Source organism: Pseudomonas sp. RIT-PI-q (assembly GCF_001297125.1).
Lineage (GTDB): Bacteria > Pseudomonadota > Gammaproteobacteria > Pseudomonadales > Pseudomonadaceae > Aquipseudomonas.
The window spans coordinates 73,512-89,732 of the sequence record NZ_LHPC01000025.1 but is presented as its reverse complement, the minus strand read 5'-3'; the positions used below and the strand labels follow the sequence as shown (position 1 = coordinate 89,732).

Sequence of the window (16,221 nt, the reverse complement as noted above, 5' to 3'; positions counted from 1 at the left end):
CTTGCCCGCGATGGCGAACGACATCGATGTCGGATCAATCCTCAAACCGGATCGGGCATTTCTCCGCCCCTTCCAGCTTCCGCAACTCTTCCACCACCGGCGGCCTCGCCCCGCGCAGGGTCAGGCTGCGGTCCTGCCGCAGCAGCCGTCGCGCTTCCTGGTGCAGCATCTCCACACCCGAATAGTCGATGAAGTTGATCTGCTGTGCCTCGATCACCACTCGGGCGCCGTGCATCCGTTGCAGGCGCACTTGCAGGTAATGGCTGGCACCGAAAAAAATCGATCCGCCGACCCGCAGAATGTCTTCATCGCCATCGCGCCAATGTTGTACCCGTGGTTGCGAGGTACGCTTGAGGTAGAAGAACAGCGACGCCAGCACACCGGCATAGATCGCCGTCTGCAATTCCAGCAACAGCGTGGCGACACAGGTCAGTGCCATGACCAGGAATTCGGCGCGGCTGACCCGCAACAACGCGCGAATACCGCGATGGTCGACCAATCCCCAGGCAATCAACAGAATGCTCCCGGCCATGGCCGGGATCGGAATGTGTGCGATCAAATTCGCACCGAAAATGGCGAACAGCCCTACCCACAACGCCGAAAAAACCCCGGCCATCGGTGAGCAGGCACCCGCTTCATAGCTCAGGCCCGAGCGGGTGAAGGAACCGGCTGACAAGGAGCCGGAAAAAAACGCACCGACCATGTTCGATAATCCCTGGGCACGGACTTCCTGATTGGCGTCGAGCAGTTGCTGCGAACGGGCCGATAAGGAGCGGGCAATCGATAGACTCGTCACCAGTCCGAGCATCCCGACCGCTACCGCGCTGGGCAGCAGACGCAGGATCAGGTCCAGATCCAGCGGCAATGGACTGAACGGTGGCAAGCGCCCGACAAACGCGCTGACCAGCTTCACGTGGCCGAACATCGAGGGCCAGAACCAGACCAGCAGCCCGCTCAAGACCAGGGTCATCAACAGCGTCGGCCAGCGCGGCAGCAGGAATTTCAGGATTACGCCCACGACGACGGTTGCCAGCCCCAGTAACAACGAAGGTTTATCCACTGCGCCGAGATGCCTGAACACCATCAAAAAACTGTCCAGCGCGGTGGCCTGGCTGGGCAGGTCCAGGCCCAGCAGGTTGGGCAACTGGCCGATGGCAATCACCACCGCCGCGCCGAGGGTGAATCCCAGCACCACTGAGTGCGAGACAAAACTCACCAGGGCGCCGAAACGCAGCAAACCCAGCAGCCACTGGAAAATGCCGGCGAGCAGCGTCAGCAACAGGATCAGGGTGACATAGTCCTCGGACGCGGGAACGGCCAGAGGACTGACACTGGCGTACAGGACGATGGAAATCGCCGCCGTCGGACCACAGATCAGGTGCCACGACGAACCCCAGAGACAGGCGATCAGTACCGGGATGATCGCAGCGTACAGGCCATATTCCGGTGGGAGACCGGCGATCAAGGCGTAGGCAATGGACTGCGGCAACGCGAGAATCGCGCCACTCAGGCCGACGATCAGGTCACGACCGACGCTGGCGCGGGTCTGCCGGGGTAGCCAGGCGAGGAACGGGAAGAGTGAATGGCGGCTGGGGAAGGCCATGAGTCCTCTCGGTGAGTGACGTCAAAAGCGTCAGGGTGGTGGGTCAGGTACGGTTGTGCAAGGGCGACTATCGAATCGCGGGCAAGCCCGCTCCCACATGGATCACCTGAACCTGTGGGGGCGGGCTTGCCCGCGATGGCGTCCTCGGACGTTACAGTTTGGCTTTGACTGCCCCCAACGCATCCTTGCCGTCCACGGTCTTCACGCCGTCCAGCCATTTATCCAGGACCGCCGGATTGGCTTTGATCCCCGCCTTGGCCGCCTCGGCATTGCTGACCTTTTTGTTCACCACCTCGGCCATGATGCTGTTCTCCATTTCCTGGGTGAAACTCAGGTTGGTGAGTAGCTTGCCAACGTTCGGGCAGGCCTGTGCATAACCTTTGCGGGTCAGGGTATGAACGCTGCCGGTATCACCGAAGTATTTCTCGCCGCCCTTCAGGTAATGCATTTTCAGCTGCACGTTCATCGGGTGCGGAGTCCAGCCGAGGAAGGTCACGAACTTCTGTTTTTTCACCGCACGAGACACTTCGGCCAGCATTGCCTGCTCACTGGACTCGACCAGTTTCCACTGGCCCATGTCGAAATCGTTCTTCTTGATGATCTCTTGCAGCGAAATGTTCGCCGGGGCGCCGGAGCCGATGCCGTAGATTTTCCTGTCGAACTTGTCGGCGTATTTGTTCAGGTCGGCAAAGTCATGTACACCCGCGTCCCAGACATAGTCCGGGACCGCCAGGGTGAATTCGGTGCCGTCGAGGTTTTTCGCCAGTTGCGTGACATCGCCCGTGGCCACGAACTTGTCGTAGAAGCCTTGTTGCGCCGGCATCCAGTTACCCAGGAACACATCAACCTGGCCATCCTTGAGCCCGCCAAAGGTGATCGGCACCGCCAGGGTGTCGACTTTGGCCTTGTAGCCCATGCCGTCCAGCAGAAACCCGGTGATCGCATTGGTCGCGGCGATGTCGCTCCAGCCAGGGTCGGCCATTTTCACCGTTTCGCAGCTCTGATCGGCATACGCCGATGCACTGCCCAGAGCGAGCAGCCCGACCGTCAGTACTGTGGATAACCTTTGCATGGACTTCCCCTTAACATTATTGGTTTTGGCAGGGTTGTGGATAACGTGCTTTTCGCTCCAGATCGTCGAGGTCGATGTGGTTGCGCATGTACTGCTGACTGGCGTCCACCAGAGGCTGGTGATCCCAGCTCTTCAGCTTGCCGATGGTCAGTGCATCGGCGACAAAACGTCGGCGCCGCTGGCTGGCGAGCACCTGTTGATGAATCGCCGGAATATCCCATTTGGCCCGCGATTCGGCGAGAAAGTCCTCGAAAAGCTGGCGATGTTGCGGCGAATGGCTGAGTTCTTCCTGTTCGCGCGGGTCGTTGTGTACATCGAAGAGTAGGCAAGGGTCGTCTTCGCTGTAGATGAATTTGTAGGCGCCGCGACGGATCATCATCAGCGGACTGATGGTGCCTTCGGCCATGTATTCACCGAACACTTCATCGTGACCGCCCTGCCCTTGCAGGTGCGAAACCAGCGACCGGCCGTCCAGCGGCAAGCCCGGCTCCAGTGAACCGCCGGCCAATTCGACGAAGGTTGGCAGCAAGTCGGCAGTGGAGACTGCGGCACTGACCCGTCCAGCCCCGAATTGCCCTGGCGCACTTATCAACAGGGGCACACGGGCGGCCATCTCATACCAGTGCATTTTGTACCAGAGACCGCGCTCGCCAAGCATGTCGCCGTGGTCGCCGGAAAAGACAATGATGGTGTCGTCAATCAGCCCGGTATCTTCGAGTGTTTGCAGGAGTTTGCCGACGTTACTGTCGATATAGCTGCACGCTCCGAAATACGCGCGGCGCGCATCGCGGATCTTATCCACAGGCAGCGGCTTATTCCACAGGTCGTAAACCTTCAGTAAACGCTGGGAATGCGGATCGAGATCGGCCTGGGCCGGCGTTTCGGGCAGCGGGATGTCAGCGTCGTCGTACATATCCCAAAAAGCCTTGGGAATCGTGTACGGGTCGTGTGGGTGGGTCATCGAAACGGTCAGGCAGAACGGCTGATCGCCATCCTCGCGGATATGATCGAACAGGTACTGCTGAGCCTTGAACACCACCTCTTCATCGAAATCCAGCTGATTGGTGCGCACGCATGGCCCCGCTTGCAGCACCGACGACATGTTGTGATACCAGGTCGGACGCACATCGGGCTCGTCCCAGTTCACCGACCAACCGTAATCGGCCGGGTAAATGTCGCTGGTCAGGCGCTCTTCATAGCCGTGCAACTGATCGGGGCCACAGAAGTGCATCTTGCCCGACAGCGCGGTGCGGTAGCCGAGTCGACGCAGGTAGTGGGCATAGGTCGGAACATCGGCGGGGAAATCGGCGGCGTTGTCGTAGGCGCCGATCTTGCTCGGCAATTGACCGCTGACCAGGGTGAAACGCGACGGCGCGCACAGTGGGCTGTTGCAATAAGCGGCGTCGAACACCACGCCTTCGGCGGCGAGGCGGCTCAGATTAGGCAATTTGATGGGCGAAGGGCCGTAGAACGGCAACATTGGCGCGGCCATCTGATCGGCCATGATGAAAAGAATATTCTTGCGCTTCATGTGATCGCGGCATTCCATAGTGAATATTTATGCGAGAGTGCTGCGATCGAGCATGTAGCCCATGCAGATTGTGGTAAAGCCCATGCGCGGCAATGACTAGGATAAGCACAGCTTATGTATGACGCCCTTGGCGATTTGTCTCTGGATTTGCTTCGTGCTTTCGAAGCGGCGGCCCGCCAGCGCAGCTTCACGGCGGCTGCGGTGGAACTCGGCACAACACAGCCGGCGATTAGCCAGCAAATCAAGCGGTTGGAAGAACAACTGGGCACACGGCTGTTTGACCGTATCTATCGCGGCATTGAATTGACCGAGGCCGGGACGATTCTTTTCGAGCAGGTTCAGCTCGGTTTGCAGAATATCGACGCAGGGTTAAGCGCGATCAGTGCACAGCATCAACATGAAGTGCTGCAGGTCGCCACTGATTTCGCCTTCGCCGCGTATTGGCTGATGCCGCGTCTGCATCGTTTTCACGCAGCCAATCCTCAAGTCGATGTCAGCCTGGTCACCAGCGAGCGCAGCCTCAACATGCTGCGCACCGATATCGATGTGGCGGTGCTGTTCGGCGATGGCCGATTCAAGCAGGGCGAAAGCCATTGGTTGTTCAGCGAAGAAGTGTTTCCGGTGTGCAGCCCGCTGCTATTGAAGGACCGTCCGCTGCCCCTGTCGGCCCAGTCATTGCTGGAATTCCCGTTGCTGCACCTGCGCGGGGAAAACAGCAGCAACTGGTTCGACTGGAGTGGCGTGTTTCGCGAACTGGGGATAACTTCTGCACCCGCGCCGGGACAATTGCGCTTCGACAATTACACCTTGTTGATTCAAGCGGCGATTGGCGGCCAAGGCGTGGCAATCGGTTGGCGGCACCTTGTGGATAACTTGTTGGCGCAAGGTTTGTTATATCGACCGATTGCTGAAACGGTGATGTCGAGATTGGGCTATTACGTGGTCTTGCCCCAGCGCAAACGGCGTGGGGCGTTGATTCAACAGTTTGTCGATTGGTTGATGGCCGAGCAGGCGAGCAGTGCGCAGTCTTTGAATGGGTTGCCGTTGCCTTCGATTGCGATTTGAACATTCACAAGATCAAGAGATCGCAGCCTCGTTTCACTCGACAGCTCCTACAGAGGATTGCACCCACCTGTAGGAGCTGTCGAGTGCAACGAGGCTGCGATCTTTTACGGTTCTGAGGTCGCGACAAAATTCACATGCTCACCCACATGCAGGTTCAACCGCAGCTCATCGGCAATCCCCACCGCAACGCGATTCAGCCGCTCAAGCGGTTCCGCCAGCCCCGACTCCAGGCTGCTGCTGACATGGCTGAAATGTTCGATCGTCAGCCCTGGCACCCCGCGCGGCGCGTTCACCAAGGTCCAATGCAAGGCGCTGCTTTGCAGGGCTTCGCGGATTTCCTCGGCGGCGTGGCGCTGCAATTGGTCCTCTATTTCCGGATCGTCCAGCAACTCGAAATCCCCCACCAGAAACAGTCGGGCAATGCCCGCAGCCTGCATGCCCTCGATCAGCGCATCCACGGCCAGCACCTGTTCGACCGGGCCTGGCACGATGGTTTTTTCCACATGCTCGCTGTTGAACGGCAACCCGGGCGCGTCCAGCAGGCAAATAACCGCCGAACTGCCCGCCACGCTTTGCTTCACGCGTTCGGCATCGAACAAGTCACCGGTCTTGGCCCGCAAACCCGGGCGCGGCGCCAGCGCTGTCAGGTCATCGAGAATCGCGATCACTTCATGTTGGCGCCGCAGCAATTCAGCCATCAGCGCACTGCCCAGGCTACTCATGGCACCATAAAGCACCACTTTCACCACCGGGGTTTCGGCATTTTTCATGGCTGGCTCCGTTCTTTCCTGCGTATATGGCGTGTGACCAATGGGAAACGGTGACGGTTCGACCGGGTTTTAGAGGGTTTCAGATGCAAGCGATCAAGGGCTACCACGCCCACGTTTATTTTAACGCCAGCACCATCGATCAGGCGCGAGCCTTGTGTGAGCAGGCGGCGCAATTGTTCCCGCTGAAGATGGGCCGCGTGCACGAACGCCCGGTGGGTCCGCACCCTGACTGGAGCTGCCAGCTGGCCTTTGGGCCCGAACATATCGGCGACGTACTACCGTGGCTGGCGCTCAATCGCAAGGGGCTGGTGGTGTTCCTGCACCCGGACACCGGTGACGATCTGCTCGATCACACCGAGCATGCGATCTGGATGGGCGCGATCCGGCCGCTGGATCTGTCTATTTTCTGATCAGATGCTTTCTTCGGCTTCGCCCGGCAAGTGCTCGTCGAGGTGCAGCCAGGGTAAACGGCTGTCCATCCAGATGTGGCGTTCGGCCGGCGCCAGTTCTGGGTGATCGAGGGTGGCGATGGTCACATCGATGGTCTCGGGGCTGAGGCGTGTGATCAGCGCCAGCTGTGCGCCACAGTTCGGGCAGAAATAGCGCACGCAGGGTGCTGAAGATTCGTATTGCGCGGGTGTTCCTTTCAGCCATTGACAGGTCGACAACGGCATGGTGATCCAGGTCGTGACGATCCCGCCGCTGCCTCGCCGGCAAATCGAGCAATGACAGTGGGCGATGTCGTGCAACGGGCTGTTGAATTGATAGCGCAGCTGTTCGCAATGACAGCCGCCGGTATGAACTTCGCTCATTGTGTTTCCTCCTGATGCGTATGTTCCGGCGCCTTCGCGGGCAAGTCGAATCGCCGCACCGCCGCTCCCACACTGGATCTGTGGCGTACGCAAAACCACTGTGGGAGCGAGCTTGCTCGCGAAGGCGTCAACTCGGTCTACCTCCCTGCCCCGGTCCGACGACCGGTTGCACATCCGGTCAATGCTTTCACCAACGAAAGCTGAATGAAAGCTTCCCCGATTAGGATCGCCCTCACTGCCGGCAACAGACCGGTTGGCCAAAGCGAGTGTTCGATTGCTCGCCCGGTCCATTTAACAACAACAATGGTGATCCTGATGTCCTTTGCACCCCGCCGCTTCGCCGCCACTCCGCCCATACGCCTCGCGCTTCCCGTTCTGCGCTGACCCAACCGGTTCGCCCATTCCCTAGCCGCGCTATGCCTGGAGTATTCCCATGCTGACTTTCCTTGGCTTTGCCATGGTCATCACGTTCATGTTCCTGATCATGACCAAGCGCCTGTCCGCGCTGATCGCACTGATCATCATCCCGATCATTTTCGCCCTGTTCGGCGGTTTTGCCCCGAAAATCGGCCCGATGATGCTCGAAGGCATCACCAAGCTCGCACCGACCGGTGTGATGCTGATGTTCGCCATTCTGTATTTTGCCCTGATGATCGACTCCGGCCTGTTCGACCCGGCCGTGCGCAAGATCCTCAAACTGGTCAAGGGCGACCCGTTGAAGGTGTCGGTCGGCACCGCCGTACTGGCGCTCGTCGTTTCCCTGGATGGTGACGGCGCGACCACTTACATGATCTGCGTGGCCGCCATGCTGCCGCTCTACAGCCGCATCGGCATGAGCCCGCGGATCATGGCTGGCCTGATCATCCTCGCCGGTGGTGTGATGAACATGACCCCGTGGGGTGGTCCGACTGCCCGGGCGGCCAGTGCGCTGCATGTGGACCCGTCCGATATTTTCGTGCCGATGATTCCGGCGATGCTGGCCGGCGTGGTGGCGATCCTGGCGATTGCCTACTTCTACGGTAAACGTGAGCGTGCACGTCTGGGTGAACTGCACCTGGTGGGCGATGAAGTCGATCACAGCGAAATCAGTGTTTCGCAGTTCCCGGATGCCCGTCGTCCGAAACTGATCTGGTTCAACGGCGCGCTGACCCTGGCGCTGATGTGCACCCTGATCGCCGGTCTGTTGCCGCTGCCGGTGCTGTTCATGGTGGCATTCAGCATCGCGATGATCGTCAACTATCCTTGCCTGCAACAGCAGAAGGATCGCGTCGCGGCCCACGCCGGCAGCGTGCTGGCAGTGGTCGGGCTGATCTTTGCCGCAGGTATCTTCACCGGCATCCTGTCGGGCACCGGCATGGTCGACGCGATGTCGAAAAGCCTGCTGGCGGTCATCCCGGATTTCCTCGGCCCGTACCTGGCTGTGATCACGGCGCTGGTGAGCATGCCGTTCACTTTCTTCATGTCTAACGATGCATTTTATTACGGCGTGTTACCGGTACTTGCCGAAGCGGCCAGTCACTACGGTATAACCGCGGTTGAAATGGCACGTGCCTCGATCGTCGGTCAGCCCGTCCACTTGTTGAGCCCGCTTGTACCATCGACCTACTTGTTGGTGGCCCTGGCCGGTATCGATTTCGGTGATCACCAGCGCTTCACGCTGAAATGGGCAGTGCTGGTGTGCATGTGCATACTGGTCGCCGCGTTGCTGATGGGGATTTTTCCGATGTTCAGCACTCTATAATCCAAAGACTCACCATGACGGGTCCAGGCTTTGCTGTTTGAAGCCCGGGCCCTTCGTGGTTTAACACTTGCTCAAAGGAATACACATGGAATGGCTGACCAACCCTGAAATCTGGGTTGCCTTCTTCACCCTGACCGCCCTGGAGATTGTCCTGGGCATCGACAACATCATCATGATCTCGATCCTGGTCAGCCGCATGCCCAAGCATATGCAGGCGCGCACCCGGATTTTCGGCCTTGCGCTGGCGATGATCACGCGGATTCTGTTGTTGCTGTCGATCACTTGGGTCATGCGCCTCACCGCGGACCTGTTCGAAGTGTTCGGCCAGGGTATTTCCGGGCGTGACCTGATCCTGTTCTTCGGTGGTCTGTTTCTGCTGTGGAAGAGCTCGCAAGAGATGTACCACGCGCTGGAAGGCGAGGATGAAACCAGCGAAGAGCCGAGCGGCAAGGGCGGCAACTTCCTCTATACCATCATTCAGATCGCGATCATCGACATCGTGTTCTCGCTGGACTCGGTCATTACCGCAGTAGGCATGGTGTCCCACGTACCGGTCATGGTCGCGGCGATCATCGTTGCCGTACTGGTGATGATGTGGGCTTCGGGCACCATCAGCGAGTTCATCGACAAGCACCCGTCGCTGAAGATGCTGGCGCTGTCGTTCCTGTTGATCGTCGGTACTGTGCTGATTGCCGAGTCCTTCGACGTCCACGTGCCAAAAGGCTACGTCTACTTCGCCATGGCGTTCTCGTTGGCAGTGGAAGCGATCAACATCAAGATGCGCACCGCGATTGCGAAAAAGAAGAAGCAGCAAGATCCGGTGAAACTGCGCAAGGATATTCCTGGCCAGTAAGCTGACCCAAAGGGCTGGTGGCAATTCCTGTAGGAGCCGGCTTGCTGGCGAAGGCGATAAATCAGGCGACATCTGTGTCGACTGTTTTTCCGCCTTCGCCAGCAAGCCGGCTCCTACAGGTTTATTTGCCCTGGCCCTTTTTCTTTGTCTGCATCAATCTGTTTTCATGACAGTTTTGTTTCAATCACTTCTTTAGCTATGCGATGCTGGCGTCCAGACCGTTAGCCAACTACAGCTAAAGTACAGAACGTAGAACGTCGCGCGGCACCGTCAACTTGCCCCTTTGGGGCGCTACCACCACAGGGGGCCTGCATGCTCACCCTGCTCAATTTACTATCTGCCGTGGCCTTGCTGATTTGGGGCACGCACATCGTCCGAACCGGCATCTTGCGGGTCTACGGTTCCAACCTGCGCCACGTGATCGCCCGGAACATGTCCAGGCGCTGGCTGGCGTTCATCTCCGGGATCGTCGTGACGGCGATGGTCCAGAGCAGCACCGCCACCGCCATGCTCGTCACTTCCTTTGTCGGTCAAGGCCTGATGGCGCTGACTCCGGCCCTGGCAACCATGCTCGGCGCGGATGTCGGTACGGCGCTGATGGCGCGGGTGCTGACCTTTGACCTGTCGTGGCTGTCGCCGCTATTGATCTTTCTCGGGGTGATTTTCTTCCTGTCGCGCAAGCAGACCCGAGTGGGCCAGATGGGCCGCGTCGGTATCGGCCTGGGGTTGATTATTCTGGCGCTGCAATTGATCGTCGAATCCGCGGCACCGATCACTCACGCTCAGGGTGTGAAGGTGATTTTCGCTTCGCTGACCGGCGATATCCTGCTCGATGCCCTGGTCGGTGCACTGTTCGCGATGGTTTCCTACTCCAGCCTGGCTGCCGTCCTGCTGACGGCGACCCTGGCCGGCGCCGCCGTGATCAGTCTGCCCGTGGCCATCGGCCTGGTGATCGGCGCCAACATTGGCAGTGGAGTTCTCGCCTTTCTCAGCACCAGCATGCAGAACGCCGCCGGCCGCCAGGTGGCGTTGGGCAGCCTGCTGTACAAGTTGATCGGTCTGTTGCTGATCATTCCAGTGCTCGATCCGTTGGTGCACTGGATCGACAGCCTGGACTTCAGCCCTCAGGAAATGGTCATCGGCTTCCACCTGCTCTACAACACCGCACGCTGCCTGATATTGCTGCCGAGCGTCGGGCCGATGGCCAGGTTTTGTGCATGGGTGTTGCCGGAGCGCCCGCAAATCAACGGCATGGCCAAACCCCGTCACCTTGATCCGACGGCACTGGTCACACCCAGCCTGGCGTTAGCTAACGCGGCCCGGGAAACCCTGCGCATGGGCGACCTGATCGACAACATGCTCGAAGCCATGCTCGACGTGCTGCACGGCAAACAGACTGCCGTCACCCAGGAAATACGCCGCCTGACCGATGATGTCGAAGCGCTCTACAGCGCGATCAAACTCTATCTGGCACAAATGCCCCGGGAAGACCTCAGTGACCAGGACAGCCGCCGTTGGGCGGAAATCATCGAATTGGCGATCAACCTCAAACTGGCCAGCGACTTGATCGAACGCATGCTGCGCAAGGTCCAGCAGCAGAAAACCTCGCAACGCCGGTCGTTTTCCCAGGTCGGCCTGGAAGAATTGGCGGGGCTGCAAGGCCAGTTGATCTCCAACCTGCGCCTTGGGTTGTCGGTGTTCCTCAGTGCCGACAAGGAAAGTGCCCGCCAGTTGCTGCGTGAGAAACGTCGCTTTCGCGCACAGGAACGCCGCCTGGCCCATGCTCACGTCAGTCGATTGCAACGTAAGATCGTGCAGAGTATCGAGACCAGTTCGTTGCACCTGGAGTTGATCGCCGATATGAAGCGTCTGAACTCGCTGTTCTGCAGCAGTGCTTATGTGGTGCTGGAAACGTCCGACACCGGCGCGCTGGCCGTCGACGATTTGGCTGACATCACACATTCGCCTTGAACGTCTGGCAAAGTGGTCAGTCAGTAACAATGATTCAGTTTTAAAGCCGCCATCGCGGGCAAGCCCGCTCCCACAGGTTTCGTGGTTGCCACAAATTATTGATCGGCCCCTATCCATGTGGGAGCGGGCTTGCCCGCGATGGCGGCCTAAAGGACGACACGGATCTTCAATCAGTCGTATGGAAGCTTGCTATGCGTTGTCTGTTGTTCGCCTGTCTATTGCTGGGTTCCTTGCCTTCGTTTGCCCTGGATCGCTTTCAGGTCGAGGGCTACACGCTGCCCAACGGTCTGCAATTGCTGCTCAAGCCCGGCACCGAGCGCGGGCATGTGGCGATTCGTCTGGTGGTCGGCGTCGGCCTGGATGATTTCAGCTGCGCCGACAAGGAGCTGCCGCACCTGCTCGAACACTTGCTGTTCAGCGGCATCGACGCCAGCGGCGAAGGTGGCCTCGAAGAGCGCATGCAGGCCCTGGGCGGTGAGTGGAACGCCTACACCAGCAACGCCGACACCACGTTCGTCATCGAAGCCCCGGCGAAAAACCAGCGCAAGGTTCTCGATCTGCTGCTGGCGCTGCTGACCCAGACCCGATTCGACGACAACGCGATCAACGCCGCCAAGCAAGTGGTCGAACGCGAGGACGGTGGTCATTACTCGCACCTGCAACGCTGGCTGGACCGCCAGGACCTGGGCCATACGGCCAGTAATCAACTGGCGGTGGAACTGGGCCTCAAATGCCCCGAACGTGCGCAAGTCGACCATCTGACCCGGGAGCAACTGGAGAAGGTGCGCAAGGACTGGTACGCGCCGAACAACATGACGCTGATCGTGGTGGGTGATCTGGAACGTGTATTGCCGGCGTATCTGGAGAAGGCCTATGGCGCGCTCCAGGCGATCGATCCCACTGAGCACCTGCCCCTGCCGGAAATCAAGGCCAGTGCAGCCCATGAGCGAAGCCTGATCCATGGTTTTGTCGGCGGCGGTGCCAAGTTGCACTGGCTGGTGCCGGAGCCGGTGCTGGAAGACCAGCACGACGAAACCTTCGACCTGCTCAAGGATTATCTGGACTGGGCGCTCTATCGCCAGTTGCGGCTGGCTCATAGTTTGTCCTACGGTCCTTGGGCCGAGCGCGAGGTATTTGGAGGGGTCGGCTTCATGAGCCTGAACGCGGACCTTGAGCGCGATGACGTGGCCGAGGCCGAAAATGTGCTGGAGGACTTGAAGGCCGGGTTGCTCAAGGACGGTCTCAATGTCGACACCTTCAACCGCCTCAAGCAGGCCGCTATCGCCCGTCAGGCCTGGGCCGTGCAAGGCAACAGCGCGCTGGCCGATTATTACTGGAGTGCCATCGGCGACTACGAGGACGGCCGTTTCGCCGACCCGGCCAAGGAACTGCAAGGGGTGACGCTGGAGGAAGCCAACAAAGCGATGCGCGAGCTGCTGCTGCAACCGGGGTATTTGCGGATCGAGAAGCCGTTGATGAGTGATGACCAGTTGTTGTGGGCGATTGCCGGGGTGTTCGCTCTGATTGTGCTCGGGCTATTGGCCTGGCGCATGCATCGCAGACGCTAACCAATCCCCGTAGGAGCTGGCTTGCCAGCGAAGGTCTTAAGGACGCCGCGTTTATCCGATAAAACACGCGTTATCGTTAACGACCATCGCTGGCAAGCCAGCTCCTACAGTTCCTCGTATACCAGCAAACGGATCCCTCGCCACACCGCTTTGCCAGCGGTACTCTGTCGAGGATTTTTCCTACGACTAGTGCGAACCGCCGAATGCCTACCCTGACCCTGTACGTCCAGCGCATCCTGGAATTGATGAAGCGCTATCCGGGGGTCATTGCGCTCGGTGGTTTCATTTCAGGGGTCGGCAGTTTCATTCTGGTGGATCGCCAGCAAGGCCTGGCGACCTGGATCACCATCATCATGGTGCTCAGCTGGATCTGGCTGATGCTGGAAAACAGCCTGACCAAGCTGTTCACCAGAATCTTCAAGCGCGAAATTCCCCAGCCGCTGCTGCGTTACGCCACGCAGATGATTCACCAGGAAAGCCTGTTCTTCGTCCTGCCGTTCTTTTTCATCACCACCACCTGGAACAGCGGCCAACTGTTCTTCACCGGGCTGCTGGGCATTGCCGCACTGATTTCCATCATCGACCCGCTCTACTACAAATGGCTGGCGCCACGGCGCTGGGCGTTCCTGGCGCTGCACACGCTGACGCTGTTCGCCGCGCTGCTGACCGCCCTGCCCGTCATTCTGCACCTGACCACCTCGCAGAGCTTCAAACTGGCCCTGGGCATCGCCGTGCTGCTGTCGTTCCCGAGCCTGGCGTCGATTTTCCCGATCCGCACCGTGCGCAACGCGTTGGCGATCCTGAGTATCACCCTGGGCATCGGCGCCCTCGGCTGGGTGCTGCGCTCGTGGGTGCCGCCGGCGACGCTGTGGATGACCGACGTGGCGATCAGCACTCAACTGCAGGACCGCACGCCGGGCAAGAGTCTGGATGAAGTCAGCGTCGAGCAGATTCGCGGTGACGGGCTGTACGCCTACACCGCGATCAACGCCCCGCGCGGCCTGGACGAGCGGATCTATCACGTGTGGCAGTTCAACGGCAAAGAGGTCGACCGCATCCCGCTGGACATCCACGGCGGGCGCAAGGAAGGCTACCGGGCCTGGACCCACAAAACCAATTTCCCCGGCAACCCCGCCGGCAAATGGCAGGTTCGCGTGCTCACCGAAGACGGTCAGGTCATCGGTGTGTTGCGCTTCAAGGTCAAGGACAGCACGCCGATCAAAGAAAAGTAATCCGGTTCGTGCTATTACGTAGAGCTGCGTAATAGCCGAACAAGCACGGAGCTTATGACCAGCAGCACAATGGCCGGCAATGCCCAGCTAGACACCTCTCACTCCCCTGCTCAACTGCGGGTCACGGGTGACTGGACGCTTGCCCACTACGCCGACCTCAAGCACCTGAGCGAAAAGCTCCACGGTCAATACAACGACAGCACCCACATTGATCTCAACGGCCTCGGCGCACTCGACACCGCCGGCGCCTCGTTGCTGGTGGAGTTGCTCGGTTCCGAGCGTTTGGGGCGCTCCGCCGAACACCCCGATTGCACCCTGTCCTCTGCCGACCGCGCCTTGTTGCAGACCGTCTACTGCTCGCTCAGCGATTTCTGCGTACCGATCAAGGAACCGGAAATCAGTGTCGGCATTCAACTGCTGACCCGCATCGGCCGCGCAGTCGATGCGGTCTGGCAGGACACCCTGCAGCTGCTGGGTTTCGTCGGCCTGATCCTCGAAACCATCGCCCGTGGGCTGTTTCGCCCCAAGCGCTGGCGCATCACGCCGATGGTGGCGCACATCGAACAGACTGGCCTCGACGCGGCGCCCATCGTCGCCCTGCTGACCTTCCTGGTGGGCGCGGTGGTGGCGTTCCTCGGCGCGACAGTGCTCGCGAGTTTCGGTGCGAGCATCTTCACTGTGGACCTCGTCGCGTTCTCCTTCCTGCGCGAATTCGGCGTATTGCTGACCGCGATCCTGATGGCCGGCCGCACCGCCAGTGCGTTCACCGCGCAGATCGGTTCGATGAAGGCCAACGAGGAAATCGACGCGATCCGCACCTTGGGCCTCGACCCGATGGAACTGCTGGTGGTGCCGCGCGTGCTGGCGCTGCTGGTGGCGCTGCCGATGCTGACCTTTCTGGCGATGCTCTCGGGGATTGTCGGCGGTGGCGTGGTCTGCGCCGTGGCGCTGGATATCTCGCCGGCGATGTTTCTCTCGCTGCTGCAATCGGACATCGGCGTTCAGCACTTTCTGGTGGGGATCGTCAAAGCGCCGATCTTTGCGTTCCTGATCGCCGCGATCGGTTGCCTTGAAGGCTTCAAGGTCAGTGGCAGCGCCGAGTCCGTGGGCGCGCACACCACGTCGAGCGTGGTCCAGTCGATTTTCGTGGTGATCGTGCTCGACGCCGTAGCCGCGCTGTTTTTCATGGAGATGGGCTGGTGAGTCGTCTACCCCGAGCGCCTTCCGAGGCGGTGATCGAAGTCCGAGGGCTGTGCAATCGCTTTGGTCGCCAGAGCGTGCACGAGAACCTTGACCTGGATTTGTACAAAGGCGAAATCCTCGCCGTGGTCGGCGGTTCCGGCAGCGGCAAGTCGGTGTTGCTGCGTAGCATCGTCGGCTTGCGTCAGCCCAGCGAAGGGCTGGTGAAGGTCTTCGGTAAAAACCTGCCGACGCTGTCGGAACACGAGCGCTCGATGGTCGAACGGCGTTTCGGCGTGCTGTTCCAGAAAGGCGCGCTGTTCTCTTCGCTGACGGTCACCGAGAACGTCGCACTGCCCCTGATCGAGCACGCCGGCCTGAGCCGCAACGATGCCGAGCATCTGGCGGCGGTGAAACTGGCCCTGGCCGGGTTGCCGCTGTCGGCGGCGGACAAGTACCCCGCTTCGCTGTCCGGCGGCATGATCAAGCGTGCCGCTCTGGCCCGGGCGCTGGCGCTGGACCCGGACATCCTGTTTCTCGACGAACCCACCGCCGGCCTCGATCCGATTGGCGCCGCAGCGTTCGATCAACTGATCCTGACCCTGCGTGACGCCTTGGGCCTGAGCGTGTTTCTGGTGACCCACGACCTCGACACGCTCTACACCATCACCGATCGGGTGGCGGTGCTGGCGCAGAAAAAAGTATTGGTAGCGGATGCCATCGACAAGGTGTCGGAAACCGACGACGCGTGGATTCACGAATACTTCCATGGCCCACGAGGCCGCGCGGCGCTGACGGCCGCTCAACAGCTCAACGAGGTCTGA

The 16,221-nt window shown here is 59.9% G+C and carries 14 protein-coding genes; 9 read left to right on the top strand and 5 right to left on the bottom strand.

Going from position 1 to position 16,221, the window contains the following annotated elements; all coding sequences use genetic code 11:
- Positions 1-34 precede the first annotated feature (34 nt).
- The 3 genes from AEQ67_RS10135 to betC form a co-directional block, all read right to left on the bottom strand.
- Entirely contained in the window at positions 35-1,603 is a 1,569-nt protein-coding gene (locus AEQ67_RS10135; protein ID WP_059403744.1) for a SulP family inorganic anion transporter, read from the bottom strand.
- Positions 1,604-1,754: 151 nt separating this feature from the next.
- Positions 1,755-2,675, bottom strand: coding sequence for a choline ABC transporter substrate-binding protein (gene choX, locus AEQ67_RS10130; RefSeq protein WP_059403743.1), 921 nt, complete (start codon positions 2,673-2,675; stop codon positions 1,755-1,757).
- 16 nt (positions 2,676-2,691) lie between these two features.
- Positions 2,692-4,206 carry a choline-sulfatase gene (betC, locus tag AEQ67_RS10125; RefSeq protein WP_059403742.1) on the bottom strand — a complete coding sequence of 505 codons (1,515 nt, stop codon included), beginning with the start codon at positions 4,204-4,206 and terminating at the stop codon, positions 2,692-2,694.
- A 114-nt stretch (positions 4,207-4,320) separates the two neighbouring features.
- On the opposite strand from betC, the gene AEQ67_RS10120 reads away from it, so the two are divergent.
- Complete coding sequence (locus AEQ67_RS10120; RefSeq protein WP_059403741.1) at positions 4,321-5,271, top strand: choline sulfate utilization transcriptional regulator; 951 nt, start codon at positions 4,321-4,323, stop codon at positions 5,269-5,271.
- A 104-nt stretch (positions 5,272-5,375) separates the two neighbouring features.
- On the opposite strand, the gene AEQ67_RS10115 is transcribed toward AEQ67_RS10120, so the two are convergent.
- Complete coding sequence (locus AEQ67_RS10115; protein ID WP_059403740.1) at positions 5,376-6,041, bottom strand: NAD(P)-dependent oxidoreductase; 666 nt, start codon at positions 6,039-6,041, stop codon at positions 5,376-5,378.
- Positions 6,042-6,124: 83 nt separating this feature from the next.
- Here AEQ67_RS10115 and AEQ67_RS10110 point away from each other — a divergent pair, with 83 nt between their 5' ends.
- Positions 6,125-6,451 (top strand): DOPA 4,5-dioxygenase family protein, encoded by a 327-nt coding sequence (locus AEQ67_RS10110; protein ID WP_059403739.1) that lies wholly within the window; start codon positions 6,125-6,127, stop codon positions 6,449-6,451.
- Here AEQ67_RS10110 and AEQ67_RS10105 read toward each other — a convergent pair whose 3' ends face one another.
- Positions 6,452-6,853, bottom strand: coding sequence for a GFA family protein (locus AEQ67_RS10105; protein ID WP_059403738.1), 402 nt, complete (start codon positions 6,851-6,853; stop codon positions 6,452-6,454).
- 433 nt (positions 6,854-7,286) lie between these two features.
- Here AEQ67_RS10105 and AEQ67_RS10100 point away from each other — a divergent pair, with 433 nt between their 5' ends.
- From AEQ67_RS10100 to AEQ67_RS10070, 7 genes are all read left to right on the top strand, one after another.
- Entirely contained in the window at positions 7,287-8,594 is a 1,308-nt protein-coding gene (locus tag AEQ67_RS10100; RefSeq protein WP_059403737.1) for a CitMHS family transporter, read from the top strand.
- Positions 8,595-8,679: 85 nt separating this feature from the next.
- The gene (locus tag AEQ67_RS10095) at positions 8,680-9,447 is read left to right on the top strand and encodes a TerC family protein (RefSeq protein ID WP_059403736.1); all 768 of its coding nucleotides are present in this window, start codon (positions 8,680-8,682) and stop codon (positions 9,445-9,447) included.
- A gap of 312 nt (positions 9,448-9,759) precedes the next feature.
- Positions 9,760-11,418 carry a Na/Pi cotransporter family protein gene (locus AEQ67_RS10090; RefSeq protein ID WP_059403735.1) on the top strand — a complete coding sequence of 553 codons (1,659 nt, stop codon included), beginning with the start codon at positions 9,760-9,762 and terminating at the stop codon, positions 11,416-11,418.
- A gap of 191 nt (positions 11,419-11,609) precedes the next feature.
- Positions 11,610-12,986 carry a M16 family metallopeptidase gene (locus AEQ67_RS10085; protein WP_059403734.1) on the top strand — a complete coding sequence of 459 codons (1,377 nt, stop codon included), beginning with the start codon at positions 11,610-11,612 and terminating at the stop codon, positions 12,984-12,986.
- A gap of 203 nt (positions 12,987-13,189) precedes the next feature.
- On the top strand, positions 13,190-14,218 hold the full coding sequence (locus AEQ67_RS10080) for a DUF5924 family protein (RefSeq protein ID WP_059403733.1): 1,029 nt from the start codon (positions 13,190-13,192) through the stop codon (positions 14,216-14,218).
- Positions 14,219-14,272: 54 nt separating this feature from the next.
- Positions 14,273-15,421, top strand: coding sequence for an ABC transporter permease (locus AEQ67_RS10075; protein WP_059403732.1), 1,149 nt, complete (start codon positions 14,273-14,275; stop codon positions 15,419-15,421).
- Positions 15,418-16,221, top strand: a complete 804-nt coding sequence (locus AEQ67_RS10070) for an ABC transporter ATP-binding protein (RefSeq protein WP_059403731.1) — start codon at positions 15,418-15,420, stop codon at positions 16,219-16,221. Before AEQ67_RS10075 ends, AEQ67_RS10070 begins: the two co-directional genes overlap by 4 nt.

Excerpts from the sequence above, each read along its gene's own strand:
- AEQ67_RS10115 (WP_059403740.1), bottom strand. The coding sequence starts at position 6,041 with ATGAAAAATGCCGAAACCCCGGTGGTGAAAGTGGTGCTTTATGGTGCC.
- AEQ67_RS10105 (WP_059403738.1), bottom strand. The coding sequence starts at position 6,853 with ATGAGCGAAGTTCATACCGGCGGCTGTCATTGCGAACAGCTGCGCTAT.
- AEQ67_RS10085 (WP_059403734.1), top strand. The coding sequence starts at position 11,610 with ATGCGTTGTCTGTTGTTCGCCTGTCTATTGCTGGGTTCCTTGCCTTCG.
- AEQ67_RS10110 (WP_059403739.1), top strand. The coding sequence starts at position 6,125 with ATGCAAGCGATCAAGGGCTACCACGCCCACGTTTATTTTAACGCCAGC.
- AEQ67_RS10095 (WP_059403736.1), top strand. The coding sequence starts at position 8,680 with ATGGAATGGCTGACCAACCCTGAAATCTGGGTTGCCTTCTTCACCCTG.
- AEQ67_RS10090 (WP_059403735.1), top strand. The coding sequence starts at position 9,760 with ATGCTCACCCTGCTCAATTTACTATCTGCCGTGGCCTTGCTGATTTGG.
- AEQ67_RS10120 (WP_059403741.1), top strand. The coding sequence starts at position 4,321 with ATGTATGACGCCCTTGGCGATTTGTCTCTGGATTTGCTTCGTGCTTTC.
- choX (WP_059403743.1), bottom strand. The coding sequence starts at position 2,675 with ATGCAAAGGTTATCCACAGTACTGACGGTCGGGCTGCTCGCTCTGGGC.
- AEQ67_RS10080 (WP_059403733.1), top strand. The coding sequence starts at position 13,190 with ATGCCTACCCTGACCCTGTACGTCCAGCGCATCCTGGAATTGATGAAG.
- betC (WP_059403742.1), bottom strand. The coding sequence starts at position 4,206 with ATGAAGCGCAAGAATATTCTTTTCATCATGGCCGATCAGATGGCCGCG.
- AEQ67_RS10135 (WP_059403744.1), bottom strand. The coding sequence starts at position 1,603 with ATGGCCTTCCCCAGCCGCCATTCACTCTTCCCGTTCCTCGCCTGGCTA.
- AEQ67_RS10100 (WP_059403737.1), top strand. The coding sequence starts at position 7,287 with ATGCTGACTTTCCTTGGCTTTGCCATGGTCATCACGTTCATGTTCCTG.
- AEQ67_RS10075 (WP_059403732.1), top strand. The coding sequence starts at position 14,273 with ATGACCAGCAGCACAATGGCCGGCAATGCCCAGCTAGACACCTCTCAC.